We start from the raw sequence: 19,128 nt of genomic DNA on the forward strand, positions 1-19,128 counted from the left end.
CCCCCCCCCCCCCCCCCCCCCCCCCCCCCCCCCCCCCCCCCCCCCCCCCCCCCCCCCCCCCCCCCCCCCCCCCCCCCCCCCCCCCCCCCCCCACCGCCGTACGACCCCTCGGAGAGCACCCCATGCGCACCCCCCGCCACATTCGGACCGGCCGCGGCCGGCACGCCGCCGTCGCCGCCCTGCTGTGCGCCGCCGTCGCGGCCGGCGCCGCGGCCTGCGGCCCGTCAGCGGACGGCGCGCGGGAGGACGGGGCCGCCCCGCGGCCGACCGGACCGGCCGGCGCGGGGACGACGGGCCCCTTCGGGGAGCTGACGGGGGCGCAGATCGTCGGCAAGGCGTTCGCGGCGACGCGGGCGGCGACGTCCCTCACCCTCGACGTCGACCTGCGGTCCGCCGACGAGCCGACGAAGGGCTACCTGTCCCTGGACCGCAGGGGGAAGTGCGCCGGCACCCTGTCGCTCGGCACGGCCAGCACGGCCGAACTGGTCAAGGCCGACGACCGGAACGTCTACCTGCGCTTCGACGAGGCGTTCCTGCGCGAGCAGGTCAAGGGTGAGAGCCCCGAGGTACAGGAGGCCACCCTCGACCAGCTCCGGGGACGGTGGACGAAGGTGCCGCTGACCGACCCCGACGCGAAGGACATGACGGCGCTCTGCGACCTGGAGTCGCTGCTGTCCTCGTTCGACGGGGACGCGAGCGGGATCGTGAAGGGCGGGGAGACCACCGTCGACGGCCGGAAGGCACTGGCGCTGACGGAGCCGGCCGGCGGCGGCGAGACCAGCACGGTCTACGTGGCCACCGAGGGCACGCCGTACGTCCTGAGGATCGTCACGACCGGTGGCGACGAGCCGGGGACGATCACCTTCTCCCGGTACGGCAGGCCGGTCGTCGCGAAGGCCCCCGCCGCGAAGGACGTCGTCGTCACCGAGTGACCGGGCGGACGCACGCGCGCGAGCGGGGCCGTCACGGAGGAGCGGCCCGGCCCGCGCGCGGGCGGACGCGTGACCTCGTCCGGGGTCAGATGCGGTGGCGCACCCAGACGTTGGGCTCGACGTAGACCGCGTAGCCACGGGTGGCCTGGCAGTGGACGGGGACCAGGGCCCCCTCCACCTCGACCGGGCCGTCCGCGTCGAACGGGAGGCCGGTCCACTTGCGCCACTGCTCGACGGAGCCGGAGACCGTCATCGAGGCGGCGGCCACGCCCTCGATCCTGCCGCCCGCGCGCACGTGGACCCGGAGCCACGGGTCGTGCGGCAGTCCGTCGCCCTCCCGGGTGCGGAAGGCGTACTCGTGGATCGAGGTGCCGGACTCCAGGTGCTTGCCGTTCGGGCGGACCGGCGCCACCAGTTCGGCGAAGCCGCGCGCGGCCGCGTTGTCCCGCATGGCGGCCAGCATCCGGTGCGAGACCCCGCGGCCCAGGGCCGTGGTGTCGACCGTGATCTCGATCGCGCTGACCGTGTCGGCCTCGCGGCCGTGCTTCAGGTCGGAGAAGGCCCAGAGGAGCACCTCGTCCCAGCCGCGCGCGGGCAGTTCGCGGCGGCCGTCCAGGTCGAGGCGGAAGGGGACGCTGAAGCCCCGGGCCACGACCTTGCCGTCGGCGTCGGTGGCGACCAGGACGAACTCCGGCATCTCGCGCACGATCCGGCCGATGTTCGCCCAGCCCACCGGGTCGTACATCATGAACTCGGGCCACAGGTCCTGCATGCCCCACATCGGCCCTTCCAGTTCGGGGCGCTCGGCGAGGGTCGATATGTTGAGGTCCATGCGGGCAGGATAGGGATCGCTGCGTACTACACCAACCGGATTTCGAGCCGGGTTCCCTCGTGGATTTCCCGACAGGTCTTCCCGACCGGACGGTGCGTCACGGGAGTTTCTGCTGCGGGCAGGCCGCCAGGACCCGCTTCATCGCGTCCCGTTCGCCCTTCGTCACCCACACCCCGTACTTCTTCTTCACGGCGATCTGCCGTGCCACGTAGGTGCAGCGGTAGGCCCCGTTCGGCGGCAGCCAGGTCGCCGCGTCGCCGTCGGACTTGCGGCGGTTCGTCGAGGCGTCGACGGCGAGGAGGTTGAGCGGGTCGTTGGCGAAGCGGCGCCGGGTCTCGCCGTCCCACTTCTGCGCGCCCTTCTGCCAGGCGTCCGAGAGCGCGACGACGTGGTCGACGTCGACCTTGCTGCGGCCCCGCGCGTAGTCGATGGAGGCGCCCGTGTACGGGTCGCGCGCGAGCGTGCCGGAGGCGACCTTGCAGTGGCCGTCGGTGAAGCGGACCCCCGTCAGGTCGCGCTTGAGTATGTCGTCGCGGGTGCCGCAGCCGTTGCCGTCGACGTCCACCCAGGCGCGGCCGAACTTCTCCCGCTCGTAACCGGTCTTCGGGGCGCGGCCCTTGACGGTCAGGGTCTCCACGGCCGCCAGCGCGCTGCCGCGCGCGGCGGGCTTGCCGCCCGACCCCCCGCCGGGCTCCGGCGTGCCGGCGCCCGGCGAGCAGGCGGTGGTGACGAGCGCCGCGGCGGCGAGCGCCACGACGGCCGGGATGCTGCGGCGGCTGCGGTACGTCCGTGGTGTGAACACCCCTGAATCCTAGGGGTGTCCGAAAAGTCCGTTCCCCCGCCTGTCCGGCGGAGGCTCCGGCGAGCAGCCGGCGAGGCCGGGGCCGGCCCCCGCTCCCGCCGGACCGACGGCGGCTCAGACCTTCCCGATGCCGAGGGTGTTCTCGGAGGGCAGCAGGCCCGAGCCGATCGCGGCCAGCCAGGGACCGCCGAGCAGGTCGGCGAGGCGGGCGGCGTCCTCGGGGCCGAGGACGTCCCAGGGGGCGGCGGCCAGTTCGTCCGTGCGCCGTTCGACCTCGGCGCGCAGCGCGCGGCCGGCCTCCGTGACGGCGCCGGCCGGGTCGAGGAGCCCACGTGCGGTCAGGCGCGCCCGGGCGGCGGACCACTCGGCGGCGCTCCAGCCGCGGCTCTCGAAGACGGGCTCGGGGGCGGCGCCGACCGCCGCGAAGGAGACGAGCGCCTCGACCGGGTCGAGTCCGGCGGCCAGGAGCGCGACGAGGTGCCCGTCGCCGCGGTGTTCGCGCAGGACCGTCGCGGCCTGCCAGAGGACGAGGTGCGGGGCGTCGGGCCACGGCAGCTCCGCGTTGGCGGCGGCGAGCGGGCGGCCCGCGAGTCCCAGGGGCACGACGGCCTCGGCGGCGCGGCGGGCGAGGCCGGCGGCCTCGGCGAGCCCGGGGTCCGCGACCGCGTCGTCGCCGAGGACGGCCCGGTAGGTGCGGTCCACGGCCCGCAGCCGGGCGGCGAGCACCTCGGCGGGGGCGGCGGTCTCCCAGGCGGCGGGGACGTACCGGGCGACCATCGCCGGACTGAAGCTGTAGAAGGCGGAGGCCGTCCGGGCCGTGCCGGGGGCGCCGAGGGGCGCGGCCCGCCAGGCGAAGTAGGAGGGCCAGCGCTCGGAGGTGTCGTAGCCGAGGGCGGCGGCCTCGTCGAAGGCCTCGGGGGCGTAGTACACGAGGGCGTGCAGGGGTTCGAGCAGGTGCCACATCTGGCGTACGCGTCCGGGTTCCACGGTCTCCTCTTTTCTCCGCACCCATCGTCTTGTCACTGACAAGATTGCTCCGGCCCGGGAAACTTGTCAATGCCTAGATACGGGCTAGGCTGCTCCCATGACGAGCCGGAACAGCTACCACCACGGCGACCTGCGACAGGCCGTCCTCTCCGCCGCCCTCGACGTCATCACCGCCGAAGGCCCCGGCGCACTGAGCCTGCGCGACCTCGCCCGCCGCGCCGGGGTCTCCCACGCCGCCCCCGCCCACCACTTCAAGGACCGCACCGGCCTCCTCACGGCCATCGCCGCCCAGGGGTACGAGCTGCTCGCCGAGGCCCTCGCCGGCACGCCCGAACTGCGCGAGCGCGGCGTGCGGTACGTCCGCTTCGCCGTCGCCCACCCCGCGCACTTCAGCGTCATGTTCCAGCCGGAGCTGCTCCGCGCCGACGACCCCGGCCTCGTCGCCGCGCGCGAACGGGCCTCCGCCGAACTCCGCGCCGGCGTCGCCGCCCTGCCGCCGGGGACCGCCGCCCCGGCCGACGCCCCCGCGGCGGCCGGCGCCGATCCCGTGCGGGACGCCCCCGACGCGCGTACCGTCGGCATCGCCGCCTGGTCGCTCGCCCACGGCTTCGCGACCCTGCTGCTCACCCACAACCTGGACGGAGCGGTCGGGGACCGGGAACCGGGCGACGTGTTCCGGACGTTGACCGGCCTGATGTTCGGGACCGAGCCCCCCGCGGAGGGCCGGCACGGATGAACGGATCACGATGCACGCTCGGCTCGGGCGCACGGCCGCCGCCCTCCTCGCCCTGACCGTCACGGCGACCCTCACCGCGTGCGGCTCGGCCGCCGCCGGACCGGGCGCCGCGTCCACCGCCCCGCGCGCCGCCACCGCACCGCCCGTCACCGCGCCGAACGGCACCGCACCGCCCGCCGCCGCGCCCCTCTCCCCCTTCGCGCCCGGCGCCGCCGCCCTCTCCCCGTGGCGCGGCTCGTGGGCCGCCTCGCCGCAGCAGCCGCTCGACGTCGCCTGGTCGGGCCGGGGCTTCACGGACCGGACGCTGCGCCAGACGGTCCGCCTCTCGGTCGGCGGCGACCGGGTGCGCGTCGAACTCACCAACCGCTACGGCACCGCCCCGCTGCGCGTCACCCGCGCCACCGTGGCCCGCGCCGCCCCGTCGGGCGACGGCTCGCTCGTACCCGGAACGGTCCGGGCCCTCCGCTTCGGCGGCCGGACCTCCGTGGCGGTCCCGCCCGGCGACACCCTCCTCAGCGACGCCGCGGACCTCCCGGTCGAGGCCCTCGCCCCGCTCACCGTCACCCTGTACCTGGCGGAGCCGACCGGTCCCGCCACCTTCCACCGCATCGCCGCCACCAGCCTCCTCGCCCGCGGCGACCACAGCGCCGACCCCTCGGGAGCGGCCTTCCGGGAGACCAGCGGCTCCTGGTACTACCTGTCCGGCGTCGAGGTCTCCGGCGGCCGCGAGGCCGTACGCCGGGGCGGCGTCGTCGCGTTCGGCGACTCGATCACCGACGGCGCGGGCGCCACCAGGGACGCGGACGACCGCTACCCCGACGAACTGGCCGAGCGCCTCGCCGCCGCCGGCGCCCCCCGCGCCGTCCTCAACCACGGCATCAGCGGCAACCAGGTCGTCAACGACACCACGTGGGCCGGCGAGAAGGCCCTCACCCGCTTCCGCCGGGACGTCCTCACCGAACGGGGCGTCCGCACCGTCATCCTCCTGGAGGGCATCAACGACCTCGGCTCCAGCGAGGTCAACCCGCCCTCCACCGCCACGCCCGAGGTCACCGTCGAGCGGCTGATCGCCGCCCACCTCACCCTCGTCGCCGAGGCCCGCGCCCACGGCCTCCGCGTCATCGGCGCGACCCTCACCCCCGTCGGCGGCTCCCCCTACGACACCCCCACCGTCGAGGCCAGGCGGACCGCCTTCAACGACTGGGTCCGCACCTCCGGCGCCTACGACGCCGTCGTCGACTTCGACCGCGCCCTCGCCGACCCCGCGGCCCCCCGCCGCCTCCTCCCGGCCTACGACTCCGGCGACCACCTCCACCCCGGCGACGCCGGCTACCGCGCCATGGCCGGGGCCGTCGACCTCGACGCCCTCTGACGGGCCCCTTCCCGCCCGGCCGGCCGCCGGGCGGGAAGGGGACACGGGGTCAGGAGTCGAGGATCGTCGTGAGGAACTCGCCCGTCCACGCCAGGAGTTCCCGGCCCACCACCGGCTTGCCGCCGATCTTCCCCGTCGTCGGACGCGGCACGAGGATCTGGTGGACGGCCGGCTTGATGACCGTCCGCGGGTGGAGACGCTTCAGCCGCAGCTCCTGCGACTCCCGCAGCTCCACCGGGGCGAAGCGGATGTTGGAGCCCTGGAGGACGATCTCGCCGACGCCGCAGGAACGGGCCAGCATCCGCAGACCCGCGACCAGGAGCAGGTTCTCGACCGGCTCGGGCAGCTTGCCGTAGCGGTCGGTGAGCTCCTCGCGGACGGCGCGGATGTCCTCCTCGGAGTTGGCGGAGGCGATGGAGCGGTAGGCCTGGAGGCGCAGCCGCTCCCCCGGGGCGTAGTCGTGCGGCATGTGGGCGTCGACCGGCAGCTCGATCTTGACCTCCAGCGGGGCCTCCTCCTCGGCCCCGCCCTCCATCTGCGCCCGGTAGTCGGCGACCGCCTCGCCGACCATGCGGACGTACAGGTCGAAGCCGACGCCCGCGATGTGGCCGGACTGCTCGCCGCCCAGGAGGTTGCCCGCGCCGCGGATCTCCAGGTCCTTCATCGCCACGTACATGCCCGCGCCCATCTCGGTGTGCTGGGCGATCGTCGCGAGCCGCTCGTGGGCGGTCTCGGTGAGCGGCTTCTCCGGCGGGTACAGGAAGTAGGCGTAACCGCGCTCGCGGCCGCGGCCGACCCGGCCGCGCAGCTGGTGCAGCTGGGACAGGCCGAAGTTGTCGCCGCGCTCCACGATAAGGGTGTTGGCGTTGGAGATGTCGATGCCGGACTCCACGATCGTCGTGGAGACGAGGACGTCGAACTTCTTCTCCCAGAAGTCCACCACGACCTGTTCGAGCGCGGACTCCGACATCTGGCCGTGGGCGGTGGCGATCCGCGCCTCGGGGACGATCTCGCGCAGCCGGGCCGCGGCCCGGTCGATGGAGTCGACCCGGTTGTGGATGTAGAAGACCTGCCCCTCGCGCAGGAGTTCGCGGCGGACGGCCGCGCCGATCTGCTTCTCCTCGTACGGGCCGACGAAGGTCAGGACCGGGTGGCGCTCCTCCGGCGGGGTGGTGATCGTCGACATCTCGCGGATGCCGGTGACCGCCATCTCCAGCGTCCGCGGGATGGGGGTGGCGGACATCGTCAGCACGTCGACGTTGGCCCGCAGCTTCTTCAGCTGCTCCTTGTGCTCGACGCCGAAGCGCTGCTCCTCGTCGACGATGACGAGGCCGAGGTCCTTGAACTTCGTCTCGGAGGAGAAGAGGCGGTGGGTGCCGATGACGATGTCGACGGAGCCCTCGCGCAGCCCCTCCATCGTCGCCTTCGACTCGGTCTCCGTCTGGAACCGGCTCAGCGCCCGCACCTTCACCGGGAACTGCGAGTAGCGCTCGCTGAACGTGCCGAAGTGCTGCTGGACCAGCAGCGTCGTCGGGACCAGGACGGCCACCTGCTTGCCGTCCTGGACCGCCTTGAAGGCCGCCCTGACCGCGATCTCCGTCTTGCCGTAGCCGACGTCGCCGCAGATGAGGCGGTCCATGGGGACGGTCTTCTCCATGTCCTCCTTCACCTCGGCGATGGTGGACAGCTGGTCGGGCGTCTCCGCGTACGGGAAGGCGTCCTCCAGCTCCCGCTGCCAGGGGGTGTCCGGGCCGAAGGCGTGGCCGGGGGCCGCCATCCGCGCCGAGTACAGCTTGATCAGGTCGGCCGCGATCTCCTTGACGGCCTTCTTCGCGCGCTGCTTCGTCTTCGTCCAGTCCGCGCCGCCGAGCCGGTGCAGGGTCGGCGCCTCGCCGCCCACGTACTTGGTGACCTGCTCCAGCTGGTCGGTGGGGATGTAGAGCCGGTCGCCGGGCTGGCCGCGCTTGGCGGGGGCGTACTCGACGAGGAGGTACTCGCGGGTGGCGCCCTGCACGGTCCGCTGGACCATCTCCACGTACCGGCCCACGCCGTGCTGCTCGTGCACGATGTAGTCGCCGACCTCCAGGGTCAGCGGGTCGATCGTCTTGCGCCGCTTGGCCGGCATCCGCTGGCCGTCCTTGCCGGCCGCCTTCTGCCCGGACAGGTCCGTCTCGGTGAGGACGGCCAGCTTCAGCGCCGGGTCCACGAAGCCGTGGTCGAGGGAGCCGGTCGACACGTGCACCACGGACGGGGAGATCTCGGCGAGGTCCGCGTCGAGCCGGGCCGCGATGCCCTCGCCGCCGAGGACCTCCACGGTGCGGGACGCCGGGCCGTGCGCCTCCGTCACGAAGACCGTGCGCCAGCCGTCGGCCAGCCAGCCCTTGGTGTCCGCCAGCGCGCGGGCGGTGTCGCCGCGATAGGACTCCGGGGCGTGCATGCCGAGGGTCAGGGTGTCCCCCGACACGATCTCGTCCGCCGCGAACGGCGACACCGTCCACCAGGCGATGTCCAGCTCGCGCGCCCGGTCCCGGACGTCCGCGATGCCCCACAGCGAGGCCGCGCCGACGTCGATCGGGGCCTCGCCGCCCCCGGCCGTCGCCGCCCACGACGCCTGGAGGAACTCCTGCGAGGTGGCCACCAGGTCCGCCGCCCGGGTGCGGACCCGCTCCGGGTCGCAGACCACGGCCAGGGCGCCCTTCGGCAGCACGTCGAGCAGCAGCTCCATGTCGTCGACGAGGACCGGCGCGAGGGACTCCATGCCCTCGACGGCGATGCCCTCGGCGATCCTGTCCAGCAGCTCGCCGAGCTCCGGGTGCGCCTCGGCCAGCTCACGGGCCCGCGCGCGGACGTCGTCGGTCAGCAGCAGCTCACGGCAGGGCGGCGCCCACAGACCGTGCTCGGCGACCTCCAGGGACCGCTGGTCCGCCACCTTGAAGTAGCGGATCTCCTCGACGTCGTCGCCCCAGAACTCGATGCGGAGCGGGTGCTCCTCGGTCGGCGGGAAGACGTCCAGGATGCCGCCGCGCACGGCGAACTCGCCGCGCTTCTCGACCAGCTCCACCCGCGCGTACGCGGCCGCCGCCAGCCCCTCCACCACCGTGTTCAGATCCGCCGTGCCGCCGCTCCGCAGGGCCACGGGCTCCAGGTCGCCCAGGCCCTTGACCTGCGGCTGGAGCACCGAGCGGATGGGCGCGACGACCACGCTGACCGGCCCGGCCGCCGGGTCGTCGTCGCGGGGGTGGGCGAGCCGGCGCAGCACGGCGAGCCGGCGCCCGACGGTGTCCGAGCGGGGCGACAGCCGCTCGTGCGGCAGCGTCTCCCACGAGGGGTACTCCACGACCGTGTCCGGGTCCAGCAGCGACCGCAGCGCCGCGGCCAGGTCCTCGGCCTCCCGCCCGGTGGCGGTGACGGCGAGGACCGGGCGGCCGGAGTCGCGGGCGAGCGCGGCCAGCGCGAAGGGGCGCGCGGCGGCCGGACCCACCAGGTCCACATGCGGACGGTTCCCGTCGGCGGCGGCCTTCACCGCCTCGGCGAGAGCCGCGTCCTTGACGACGACATCGAGCAGACCGTGCAGGCTCATGAGGGTGTCCATCCCGAGGGGTGCCGGAGGCGGGCAACGCGAACAGCCCGACACGTCGTACGGGCCGGGGTGTCCAGCGTACGACGGTGCACCGACAGCCGCTTCCGAAACACGGGCGGCCCCGGTGGAGCTCCACCGGGGCCGTACCGCTGCGCACCGTGACCGCTACTCGCTCGCGATCGCGTTCAGGACGTTCATCCGGCCCGCCCGGAAGGCCGGGACGAGGGCCGCGAAGAGGCCCACGAAGGCCGATCCGACGAAGACCGTGAGGATGGTCGGCCACGGGATCTCCAGCACGCCCAGCCCCTCCAGGGCCAGCAGCTTCTGGGCCGCCGTGCCCCAGCCCATGCCCAGGCCGAGGCCGAGGAGGGCGCCGAAGAGGGCGATCACCACCGATTCCAGGCGGATCATGCGGCGCAGCTGGCGGCGGGAGAGGCCGATGGCCCGCATGAGGCCGATCTCCCGGGTCCGCTCGACCACCGACAGGGCGAGGGTGTTCACCACGCCGAGGACGGCGACGACGATCGCCAGGGCGAGGAGCCCGTACACGATGTTGAGGAGCTGGCCGACCTGGTCCTTCAGGTCCTCCTTGTAGTCGGCCTGGTTGCTCGCCTTGTACTGGGGGTAGGGCGCGAGGGCGTCCTTGACGGCCTGGTACGCCTGCGCCTCCTGGCCGTCCTTCGCGCCGGCGAGGAGCAGCAGGCTCTGCGGCATCCGTTCGGCGGGGACGTACTCGGCGAGCGTGGCGACGTTCACGTACATCGCGCCCTTGTCGACCTGGCCGGTGTCCGCGGTGATCGCGGCGACCTTCAGCCGCGCCGTGCGGCCGCCCTGGAAGGCGAGGGTCAGGACGTCGCCGACCTTCACCCCGTGCTCGGCCGCGTAGTCGCTGCCGACGGACATCGCGCCCTTGCCGTAGGCGTCGGCCAGGGTGCCGGCCGTCGTCTCGCGGCGCAGGTCCTTCATGTACGTCGGGTCGGTCGCGGCCAGGTCGGCCGTGGTGACCTTGCCGCGCGGGTCGGTGACCTTGGCGTCGACCCAGCGGTACTCGGTGACGTGGTCCAGGTCCGGGACCTTCTCCAGGGCGGCCTGCGCCTGCGGCACGATCGGCTGTCCGGTGCCGGACTGCACGATGAAGTCGGCGCCGACCGAGCGGTCGAGCTCCTCGGTGGCCGAGGCGACCATGGAGGACCCGACGACCGAGAGGCAGGCCACGAGCGCGAGGCCGATCATCAGCGCGGCGCCGGTGGCGCCGGTGCGGCGCGGATTGCGCAGCGCGTTGCGTTCGGCCATCCGGCCGACCGGGCCGAAGACCCGCAGGACGACCACGCCGAGGGCGCGGACCACGCCGCCCGCCAGGAGCGGGCCGACGATCACGAAGCCGAGGAGCGACAGGACGACGCCGAGGCCCAGCCAGAGGGAGCCGGGGCCCGCCTCGGCCGCGCGGGTCGCGGTCCACAGCGCCGCGGCGCCGGCGGCGGTCAGGAGCAGTCCGACCGCTCCCCGCACCCGGCCGGCCTTGCCGTCGGCGGGGGTGCCCGCGTCGCGGAGGGCGGCCATCGGGGAGACCTTGCCGGCGCGGCGGGCCGGGATGTAGGCGGCGAGGACGGTGACGACCACGCCGAGGACGAGGCCGACGACCGGGGTCGTCCACTTCACCGTGAGGTCGCGGGTCGACAGCTCCATGCCCACCGCGGACATCAGCTTCATCAGGCCGACGGCGAGTCCGACGCCTGCCGCGACGCCGGCGACCGAGCCGACGACGCCGAGGAGCACGGCCTCGACGAGGACGGAGCGGTTCACCTGCCGGCGGCTGGAGCCGATGGCCCGCATCAGGCCGATCTCGCGGGTGCGCTGGGCGACGAGCATGGAGAAGGTGTTGACGATGAGGAAGATGCCGACGAGGAAGGCGATCCCGGCGAAGCCGAGCATCGCGTACTTCATGACGTCGAGGAATCCGGCGACGTCCTCGCGGCCCGCGTCCGCGGCCTCGGCGGCCGTCTGGAGCTTGTAGCCGTCGCCCAGGGCGGCGGCGATGTCCGCCTTCAGGGCCTCGTCCTCGACCCCGGGCCGGGCGTCAGCCGTGATCTGGGTGAACAGACCTTCCTTGCCCAGCAGTTCGCGCTGCGCGGTGGCCGTGTCGAAGTAGACGACCGTGGCGCCCGGGTTGGTGACCTTGAAGTCGACGATCCCGGAGATCTTCGCCGTGAAGTCGCCGGTGACGGAGATCGTGCGCAGCGGGTCGCCGATCTTCAGGTGGTGCTTCTCGGCGGTGGCGCCGTCGACGACCACGTCGGTCGGGCCGCGCGGCTCGTGGCCGGAGACCAGCTCCACCGAACGCAGCTCGTTCGGCGTCCAGTTGACGGCGATCGTCGGCGCTCCGCCGGTCGGTCCGACGTTCTTGTCGTGCCCGTCGACGACGGTGACGCCGGTGGAGGCGACCGAGCCCTGGGCGGCCTGGACGCCCTTCACCGCGCGCACCCGCTCGACGAGCGCGGCGGGCAGGGCCTCGGGGCGTCCGGTCCGCGGGGTCTCGTCGTCGGCCGCCGCGCCCTTGGGGCTGACGGTGACGTCGGACGCGGTCACGGCGAAGAGCTTGTCGAAGGTGGTGTTCATGGTGTCCGTGAACACCAGGGTGCCGCTGACGAACGCGACGGAGAGCAGGACGGCGATGGCGGAGAGCGCCATCCGGCCCTTGTGCGCGAAGAAGTTGCGCAGCGACGTCTTGAGGACGCTCATGACGTCCGCCCGCGCGCGTCGAAGTCCTTCATGCGGTCGAGGACGGCGTCGGCGGTCGGCCGCTCCATCTCGTCCACGATCCGCCCGTCGGCGAGGTAGAGGACCCGGTCCGCGTAGGAGGCGGCGACCGGGTCGTGGGTGACCATGACGATCGTCTGGCCCAGCTCGTCGACCGACGTCCGCAGGAAGCCGAGCACCTCGGCGCCGGCCCGCGAGTCAAGGTTGCCGGTGGGCTCGTCGCCGAAGATGATCTCCGGCCGCGCGGCGAGGGCGCGGGCCACGGCGACGCGCTGCTGCTGGCCGCCGGACAGCTCGTTCGGGCGGTGCTTGAGGCGCTCGGAGAGGCCGACGGTGTCGACGACCCGCCGCAGCCACTCCGCGTCCGGCTTCCGCCCCGCGATGTCCATCGGCAGCGTGATGTTCTCCAGGGCGCTCAGGGTCGGCAGCAGGTTGAACGCCTGGAAGATGAAGCCGATCCGGTCCCGGCGCAGCCGGGTCAGCTTCTTGTCCTTCAGACCGGTGATCTCGGTCTCGTCCAGGTGGATCTGCCCGCTGGTCACGGTGTCGAGCCCGGCCAGGCAGTGCATGAGCGTGGACTTGCCGGAACCCGACGGTCCCATGATCGCGGTGAACTGGCCGCGGGCGATGTCCACGTCGACGGAGTCCAGCGCCACGACCCGGGTCTCCCCCGAGCCGTACGCCTTCACGACCTGACGCGCCCGCGCGGCGACGGCCGTACGCCCTCCAGTACCCCCGTGCCTGGGGATGGTCACAGCCGAAGTCACGGTTTCTCTCCTCGAAGCGATGGCGTGGTTTGTAAGTTCAAGTTAAGGAGCACCACCCCCCTCTCCACCTCCTCCGCCGGGACGAACGGCCCCTGGCCCGTATGGGGGAGGAGCCCCTAGGGGTTCCTCCACCCGGGGTCCGAGTGAGACCCTGACAGCCGCACATTTAGGTGTACGAAGAAAGGAATGGTGGGCGGTGACGGAACCGTCGACGACCCGGGCCGGGGCGGGGGCGGCGCCCGGGGCCTCGCCCGTTGCGGCGCGCCGGGGGCCGGTGGTCGCCGCCCTGATGATCACGATGGGGCTGGCGGCGATCGACGGGACGATCGTCTCGACGGCGGTGCCCCAGATCGTGGGCGACCTGGGCGGCCTCTCGGTCTTCTCGTGGCTGTTCTCGGGATACCTGCTGGCGGTGACCGTGACGCTCCCGGTGTACGGGAAGCTCAGCGACACCTTCGGGCGCAAGCCGGTGCTCGTGGCCGGCGTGGTGCTGTTCGTGGTGGGGTCGCTGCTGTGCGCGGGCGCCTGGAACATGGCGTCGCTCATCGCCTTCCGGGTGGTCCAGGGCCTCGGCGGCGGCGCTCTCCAGGGCACGGTCCAGACGATCGCGGCGGACCTGTACCCGCTGAGGGAGCGGCCCAGGATCCAGGCCAAGCTGTCGTCCGTGTGGGCCGCCTCGTCCGTCGCCGGACCGGCCGCGGGCGGGCTGCTCGCCGGGTACGCCGACTGGCGCTGGATCTTCCTCGTCAACCTGCCGGTCGGGCTGGTCGCCCTCTGGCTGATCGGCCGCCACCTCGTCGAACCGGCACGGGCCGCGCCCCGCGCGCGCGTGCGGATCGACTGGCCCGGAGCGCTGGCCGTCTTCGCCACCGGGGCCCTGCTGCTGACCGCGCTCGTGCAGGGCGGCGTCGCCTGGCCCTGGCTGTCGGCCCCGTCCCTGGGCCTGCTGGCGGGGGCGGCCGTCTTCGGCGGGGTCACCGTCCTCGTCGAACGGCGCGCGGCCGAACCGATCATCCCGGGCTGGGTCTGGCGCCGGCGCACCATCGCCGCGGTGAACCTCGCCCTCGGCGCCCTCGGCCTCCTGATGGTCGCCCCGATGGTCTTCCTGCCCACGTACGCGCAGTCCGTCCTCGGCCTGGGCCCGATCGCGGCCGGGTTCGTGCTGTCGGTCATGACCCTGAGCTGGCCCGTCAGCGCCGCGTTCTCCAACCGGGTCTACAACCGGATCGGCTTCCGCCTCACCGCCGTCACCGGCATCTCGACGGCGCTGCTCCTGCTGCTGGCCTTCCCGTTCCTGCCGTTCCCCGGCGAGCCCTGGCAGCCCGCGCTCCTCATGCTGCTGCTCGGCGCGGCCCTCGGTCTCTTCCAGCTCCCGCTGATCGTCGGCGTCCAGTCGACGGTTCCCTACGAGGAGCGGGGCACGACGACCGCGTCCGTGCTGTTCTGCCGTCAGGTCGGCCAGAGCGTCGGCGCGGCCGTCTTCGGCGCCGTCGCGAACGGCGTCCTCGCCGCCCGGCTCGGCGGCGGCGACCTCGACGGCCTCGCCCGTGCCCTCGACGCCCCCGCCTCCCTGACGGCGGAGGCCACCGACCACCTGCGCCGGGCGGTCGACACGGCGGTCGACTACGTCTTCGTGGGTGCGGCGGGCGCCGCCGCCCTCGCCCTCCTGGTCCTGCTCACCCTCGCGCCCCGCCGCTTCCCCGTCCTGAAGGAGGCGACCGGCGACGAGGACTGAACCGGACCGCGTCCGGGCCGGAACAGGCGCGGACGCGGCCCGGTTGGGAAGGGACATGCGACACGATCCCGAACCGTCCGACGGTCTCCACCCCCTGCTGGCGGAACGGTTCAGCCCCTACGGGTTCGATCCGGCGGCCGCCGTCGACGACCACGCGCGCGCACTGCTCCTGGAGGCCGCGCGATGGGCGCCGTCCGCCGGCAACTCCCAGCCGTGGGGCTTCTTCACGGGCCGGCCCGGCGAGCCGGAGCACGCGCGGCTGGTGCGCCATCTGGCGCCCAGCTCGGCCCGGTGGGCGACGGACGCGGGGCTCCTCGTGGTCACGCTCACGCGCCGCCGCGTCGGCGACACCGAGCTGCTCCACTCCGAGTTCGCGGACTACGACCTCGGGCAGGCCGTCGCCCACATGACGTTCCAGGCGCAGGCGCTGGGGCTGGCCGCCCACCAGTTCCGGGCCTTCGACCTGGAGGGCCTCACCGAGGACCTGCGGCCGGACCCGGGGTGGGCGATCGTCTCCATGGTCGCGCTGGGGAAGGCGGCCGGGGGGCCGCGCGCCGACCGGCACCGGCGCAGCGTCGCCGAGCTGCTGTCCGCTCCGTGGGCGGCGCTGCCGCTGGGCCGGGGCGTGTCCGCCCCGGGGTGACGTCTCCGCCGGGTGGGCCGGCCCGCTCTCGCGGTCCGGCCGGCCCACCCGGCGCGCACCCGCCGCCTAGAAGGCGGTGTTGTACGACATGTCCTGGGTCAGGGACACGGACGCGCCGCGCTTGAACGGTGCCGACCAGCTGCCCGTACCGGCGTAGAAGGTCTCGTCGCCGTTGGTGGCGACCAGGTCGGCGCGGCCGTCGCCGTTCGCGTCGCCGACGGCGGTGAGGCCGGTGAAGGCGTTCCATCCGGCGCCGACCCGGACGCGGTTCGCGAAGGTGCCGTCGCCCTTGCCGAGGTACATCCACAGGACGCCGGCCTTGTCACGGGCGAGGAGGTCCCCGGCGGGAGCGCCGGCGATGTTCCCGGTGGCGGTCAGCTGGTTGTAGACGCCCCAGCCCGCTCCGAGCCGCTTGGCGGCGGCGAAGGGCGCGTTGACGTTGCCGGTGCCCTTGTAGAGGTACATCACGCCGGCCTTGTCGGTGGCGAGCAGGTCGGGACGGCCGTCGCCGGTGACGTCGCTGCCACCCGCGAGCTGGTCGTAGACCTGCCAGCCGCCGCCGATCCTCGTACGGCCGGTGAGGGCCTTCTCCCGCACGCCGGTGCCCTGGTAGAGCCAGAGGACGCCGCTCGCGTCGCGGGCGATCACGTCGGGCGCGCCGTTGGTGCCCGCCACGTCGCCGACGGACTCCAGGCGGTCGTAGATCTGCCAGCCGCCGCCCACGCGGGAGCCTCCGGCGTCCGTGAGGGAGCCGCCGGGGGCGGCGGGCCGGGTGCCGAAGCGCCACAGCACTCCGCCGAGGTCGCGGACGAGGAGGTCGGCGGCGCCGTCGTCGTCGTAGTCGTGCGGTGCGGCGGGGCGGGTGACGGTGAACCGGCCGGTGGTGACGACCTCGGGGCCGATGCCGTCGTCCGGGCGGGCGGTGAGCTTCCACTCGTACACGCCGTTGCGGGCGGGGCGGCCCCAGTCCCGGCCCTCCAGGTCCTTGCCGTCCCAGTGCCAGGAGATCCGGCGCGGCATGCCGGGGACGGCGTCGCCCGGTTCGGACCAGCCGTCGGAGATCGACTGCCCGGTCGGCACGTGGGTCAGGCTCACCCACACCCTGGCGTCGCCGCGGGACAGGTCCCAGGAGAAGTCGACGCCGCGCGCGGCCTGGTCGCCGGTGAGCGTCGTCGGGGTGGTGGAGCCGGTGAGGGCGAGGACGGTCGTCTGCCCGGTCGTCGCGACCAGTTCGACCTCGGGCCGGCCGCCGTCGGCGCGCGGCGAGATCCGGTAGAGGCCCTCGCCCTGCCCGGGGGTGCCGCCGCGGACCAGGAGGCTGCCGCCGGGGCCGGCCGTGGCGGAGGAGAACGCGGTGAGGAGGACGGCCTTCTCACCGGTCTCGACCGACTGGACGGTGAAGGGCCGCTTGGTGGGGTTGTCCCCGCCGTCGAGGTAGGTGGACGCGTCGATGTGGATCTTCTGTCCGGACGCCGCCCAGCCGCCGACCAGGTACATCGGGTCGGACAGGTCGTCGTCGGACGGGAGCCAGCGCTCGCCGGCCTTCCCGCGCTGGTGGGCGACGATGCCGTGGACGGACCGGCCGCCCGACATCCGCGCCTCGCGCCAGGCCACGTGCGTGGCGGAGACGGCACCCGGCCGGGCCCACTCGTCCTCGGTCTGGAGGTACGTGGACGAGGCTCCCGTGGCCGGGTCGACGACGACCTTGGCGTCGAGCGCGGCCGCCTCGAACCGGCACTCGTAGAGCGCGGAGCCGGCGTCCGTCCAGCCGTCCTGGCCGTCGAAGCAGTCCAGGCCGGGCCCACCGGTCAGGAACCGGAGCTTCGGCGTGCCGCCGTCGAGCGTGACGGCGTGCTGCTTGGCGGGGCCACCGGCCCGGTACTGCCCGAGGAGCATCTGGTTCCCGGCCAGACCCTCGAAGAAGAGGCCGTCGCCGAGCGCGTCGAGGTTCACGTCCTGCGGGGGCACGGCGGCCGCGGCGGGCGTGGAGAGGTCGTACACGCGGACCACCCGGCCCGCGACCGGGGCGGTCCGGTCGACGGTGACGACGCGGTCCGTGCCGCCGGCGGCGGCGTCGGTGGCGCCCGGCAGCACGATCGACGTGCCGTCGGCGTACCAGGTCCAGCGGTACTCCGGAGTCGACCCCCGCGTCTTCGACAGGAAGCCGCTCGGGCCCGCGCCGACGACGTCCGCGTTGCGCGGGAAGGTCACGGTGGTCTGCTGGTCCTGCTGCGTGGCCCCCGGTGCGGGTGCCGCGGTGGCCGGGACCGTGGCGATCGTGCCACCGGTCACGGCGAGTGCGGCGGTGACGGCCGCCGCGGTCAGTCGGCGCCGTCCTGACAGGCGTATGTGCTTCACGTCGTTCCTCCCCTGGAAGGGACGACGTTAGCTGGCCGGGTCGGTGACACCTGCCACCGGCCCCGGCCGCTCAGGACTCCCGGGGTGCGCGCGGCACGCTGAGGCAGAAGGGGTGCCCCGCCGGGTCGAGCAGGACCCGCCAGCGGTCGGGGCGGGGCTGCGCCTCGGGCAGGGCCGCGCCCCAGGAGACGAGCCGGGCGGCGGCCTCGTCCAGGTCGTCGACGTCGAAGTCGAGGTGGAGCTGCTGCGGGACGTCCTGCGTCGGCCAGGACGGCGGACGGTACCCCTCGACCCGCTGGAAGCCGAGGAACAGGCCGTCCTCGTCGCGCAGGCCCGCGAACTCGTCGTCGGACCGCTCCGCGATCGGGATGCCGGTGGCCCGGTGGTAGAAGGCGGCCAGGGCCATGGGGTCGGCGCAGTCGAGGGTGATCGCCGCCAGTCTCATCCGCATGGGCGGGGAGCCTACCGGGCTCCCCCGGAGCCGTCCGGGTCCGTCATGTCGCCCTCGCCGCGGCCGGGTTCGCCGTCGTCCTGTTCGCCGCCGCCGGTCTCGCCGCGCCGGCCCGCACCACCACGGAGACCGCCGGGTTCGCCGGACCCGCCGGGTTCGCCGGACCCGCCGGGTTCGCCGGACCCGCCGGGTTCGCCGGACCGGCCGGGTTCGCCGGGGGCCGCGGACGCCTCCTCCCGGAGGTCCGCGCGGCCCGTGAGGGCGGCGAGGGAGCTGCGGATGTGCTCCATGTGGGAGTGGATCTCGTCGCGCGCCTCGTCGTGCTCGCGCAGGACCCGCTCCGTGGCGCGCTCGACGCGCTCCGCCGTCAGCCGGGCGCCGGCGAGGACGTCCCGCGCGCGGGCCTCGGCGTCCTCCTGGCCGTGCCGGGCCTGCTCCTCGGCCCGCGCGAGGGCCCGCCGGGCCTCGGCCAGGCGCTCCTCGGCGGCGCCGGCCAGTTCCTCGTGCCGGGCGTCCAGGCCGGCCGCGAGGCCCTGGGCCGCGCGGTCCGCCTCGTCCCGTACGGCCGTCTGCTCGGCATGCTGCTCCGCCAGGAGCGCCGCCGCGCGGCGCTCGGCCTCCTCCAGGACCTCGCGGGCGGCGGCCCGCTGCCCGTCGGCGTCGCGGCGGGCGTCGGCGGTCAGTTCCGCGGCCTGCTTCCCGGCGGTCTCCGCGGTGGTGCGGGCCGCGGCCACGGCCGCGGCCCGGACGCCCTCCGCGTGCGCACGGGCCGCCTCGGCGGCCTCCTCGGCCGCCGTCCCGGCGGCTTCGGCGAGGGCCTGCGCCCCGGCCTCGGCCGCGCGCACGAGCTCCTCGTCCTCCTGCTCGGCCAGCTCCAGGATGGTGCGCGCCCGCTCCCCGAGGGACTCGTAGCGCTGGGGCGCGAGGGAGTCGACGAGGGTGCGCAGCCGGGCGGCCTCCGCCTCCTTCTCCTCCACGAGGGCGGTGAGGCGGGCGGCGTGCTCCCGGGCTCCGTCGCGCTGCTCGGTGAGTGCCGCCAGGTACCGGTCGACCTGCTCCGGGCGGTAGCCCCGGCCCCGTCCGCCGACGAATCCCATCCCTGACGCCCCTTCCCGTACGGCCTCGATGGTCAAGGATGCTCCATCAGAACGGACAAAAGGCGCCCAACGTGTACAC

The 19,128-nt window shown here is 74.4% G+C and carries 14 protein-coding genes; 5 read left to right on the forward strand and 9 right to left on the reverse strand.

Annotation, left to right across the window (positions count from 1 at the left end):
* Positions 1 to 122 precede the first annotated feature (122 nt).
* Positions 123 to 932, forward strand: a complete 810-nt coding sequence (locus tag ACZ60W_RS32405) for a LolA-like protein (protein ID WP_469758972.1) — start codon at positions 123 to 125, stop codon at positions 930 to 932.
* An 85-nt stretch (positions 933 to 1,017) separates the two neighbouring features.
* Here the strand turns inward: ACZ60W_RS32405 and ACZ60W_RS32410 are convergent, their stop codons facing one another.
* From ACZ60W_RS32410 to ACZ60W_RS32420, 3 genes are all read right to left on the reverse strand, one after another.
* The gene (locus tag ACZ60W_RS32410; protein WP_469758973.1) at positions 1,018 to 1,764 is read right to left on the reverse strand and encodes an N-acetyltransferase; all 747 of its coding nucleotides are present in this window, start codon (positions 1,762 to 1,764) and stop codon (positions 1,018 to 1,020) included.
* Positions 1,765 to 1,861: 97 nt separating this feature from the next.
* The gene (locus ACZ60W_RS32415; protein WP_469758974.1) at positions 1,862 to 2,566 is read right to left on the reverse strand and encodes an HNH endonuclease family protein; all 705 of its coding nucleotides are present in this window, start codon (positions 2,564 to 2,566) and stop codon (positions 1,862 to 1,864) included.
* A 114-nt stretch (positions 2,567 to 2,680) separates the two neighbouring features.
* Positions 2,681 to 3,529, reverse strand: a complete 849-nt coding sequence (locus ACZ60W_RS32420; RefSeq protein ID WP_469758998.1) for an SCO6745 family protein — start codon at positions 3,527 to 3,529, stop codon at positions 2,681 to 2,683.
* Between the two features lie 121 nt (positions 3,530 to 3,650).
* On the opposite strand from ACZ60W_RS32420, the gene ACZ60W_RS32425 reads away from it, so the two are divergent.
* Both ACZ60W_RS32425 and ACZ60W_RS32430 read left to right on the forward strand, forming a co-directional pair.
* Positions 3,651 to 4,289, forward strand: coding sequence for a TetR/AcrR family transcriptional regulator (locus tag ACZ60W_RS32425; RefSeq protein ID WP_469758975.1), 639 nt, complete (start codon positions 3,651 to 3,653; stop codon positions 4,287 to 4,289).
* A 10-nt stretch (positions 4,290 to 4,299) separates the two neighbouring features.
* The gene (locus tag ACZ60W_RS32430; RefSeq protein ID WP_469758976.1) at positions 4,300 to 5,661 is read left to right on the forward strand and encodes an SGNH/GDSL hydrolase family protein; all 1,362 of its coding nucleotides are present in this window, start codon (positions 4,300 to 4,302) and stop codon (positions 5,659 to 5,661) included.
* 49 nt (positions 5,662 to 5,710) lie between these two features.
* Here ACZ60W_RS32430 and mfd read toward each other — a convergent pair whose 3' ends face one another.
* The 3 genes from mfd to ACZ60W_RS32445 all read right to left on the reverse strand — a co-directional run bounded on the left by mfd (position 5,711) and on the right by ACZ60W_RS32445 (position 12,765).
* The gene (mfd, locus tag ACZ60W_RS32435; protein ID WP_469758977.1) at positions 5,711 to 9,241 is read right to left on the reverse strand and encodes a transcription-repair coupling factor; all 3,531 of its coding nucleotides are present in this window, start codon (positions 9,239 to 9,241) and stop codon (positions 5,711 to 5,713) included.
* Positions 9,242 to 9,406: 165 nt separating this feature from the next.
* On the reverse strand, positions 9,407 to 11,980 hold the full coding sequence (locus ACZ60W_RS32440; RefSeq protein ID WP_469758978.1) for an ABC transporter permease: 2,574 nt from the start codon (positions 11,978 to 11,980) through the stop codon (positions 9,407 to 9,409).
* Positions 11,977 to 12,765: an ABC transporter ATP-binding protein gene (locus tag ACZ60W_RS32445; RefSeq protein ID WP_469758979.1), complete on the reverse strand. Its 789-nt coding sequence runs from the start codon at positions 12,763 to 12,765 to the stop codon at positions 11,977 to 11,979. Before ACZ60W_RS32445 ends, ACZ60W_RS32440 begins: the two co-directional genes overlap by 4 nt.
* 196 nt (positions 12,766 to 12,961) lie before the next feature.
* On the opposite strand from ACZ60W_RS32445, the gene ACZ60W_RS32450 reads away from it, so the two are divergent.
* Both ACZ60W_RS32450 and ACZ60W_RS32455 read left to right on the forward strand, forming a co-directional pair.
* On the forward strand, positions 12,962 to 14,500 hold the full coding sequence (locus ACZ60W_RS32450; RefSeq protein WP_469758980.1) for an MFS transporter: 1,539 nt from the start codon (positions 12,962 to 12,964) through the stop codon (positions 14,498 to 14,500).
* Positions 14,501 to 14,555: 55 nt separating this feature from the next.
* Positions 14,556 to 15,143 carry a nitroreductase family protein gene (locus tag ACZ60W_RS32455; RefSeq protein ID WP_469758981.1) on the forward strand — a complete coding sequence of 196 codons (588 nt, stop codon included), beginning with the start codon at positions 14,556 to 14,558 and terminating at the stop codon, positions 15,141 to 15,143.
* Between the two features lie 66 nt (positions 15,144 to 15,209).
* Here ACZ60W_RS32455 and ACZ60W_RS32460 read toward each other — a convergent pair whose 3' ends face one another.
* The 3 genes from ACZ60W_RS32460 to ACZ60W_RS32470 form a co-directional block, all read right to left on the reverse strand.
* Complete coding sequence (locus ACZ60W_RS32460; protein WP_469758982.1) at positions 15,210 to 17,501, reverse strand: FG-GAP repeat domain-containing protein; 2,292 nt, start codon at positions 17,499 to 17,501, stop codon at positions 15,210 to 15,212.
* A gap of 70 nt (positions 17,502 to 17,571) precedes the next feature.
* Positions 17,572 to 17,952, reverse strand: coding sequence for a VOC family protein (locus tag ACZ60W_RS32465; RefSeq protein ID WP_469758983.1), 381 nt, complete (start codon positions 17,950 to 17,952; stop codon positions 17,572 to 17,574).
* A gap of 11 nt (positions 17,953 to 17,963) precedes the next feature.
* A complete protein-coding gene (locus ACZ60W_RS32470) occupies positions 17,964 to 19,049 on the reverse strand; it encodes a cellulose-binding protein (protein ID WP_469758984.1) in 1,086 nt (361 codons plus the stop codon).
* Positions 19,050 to 19,128: the final 79 nt, after the last annotated feature.

This window comes from Streptomyces sp. NPDC104202, assembly GCF_055584185.1.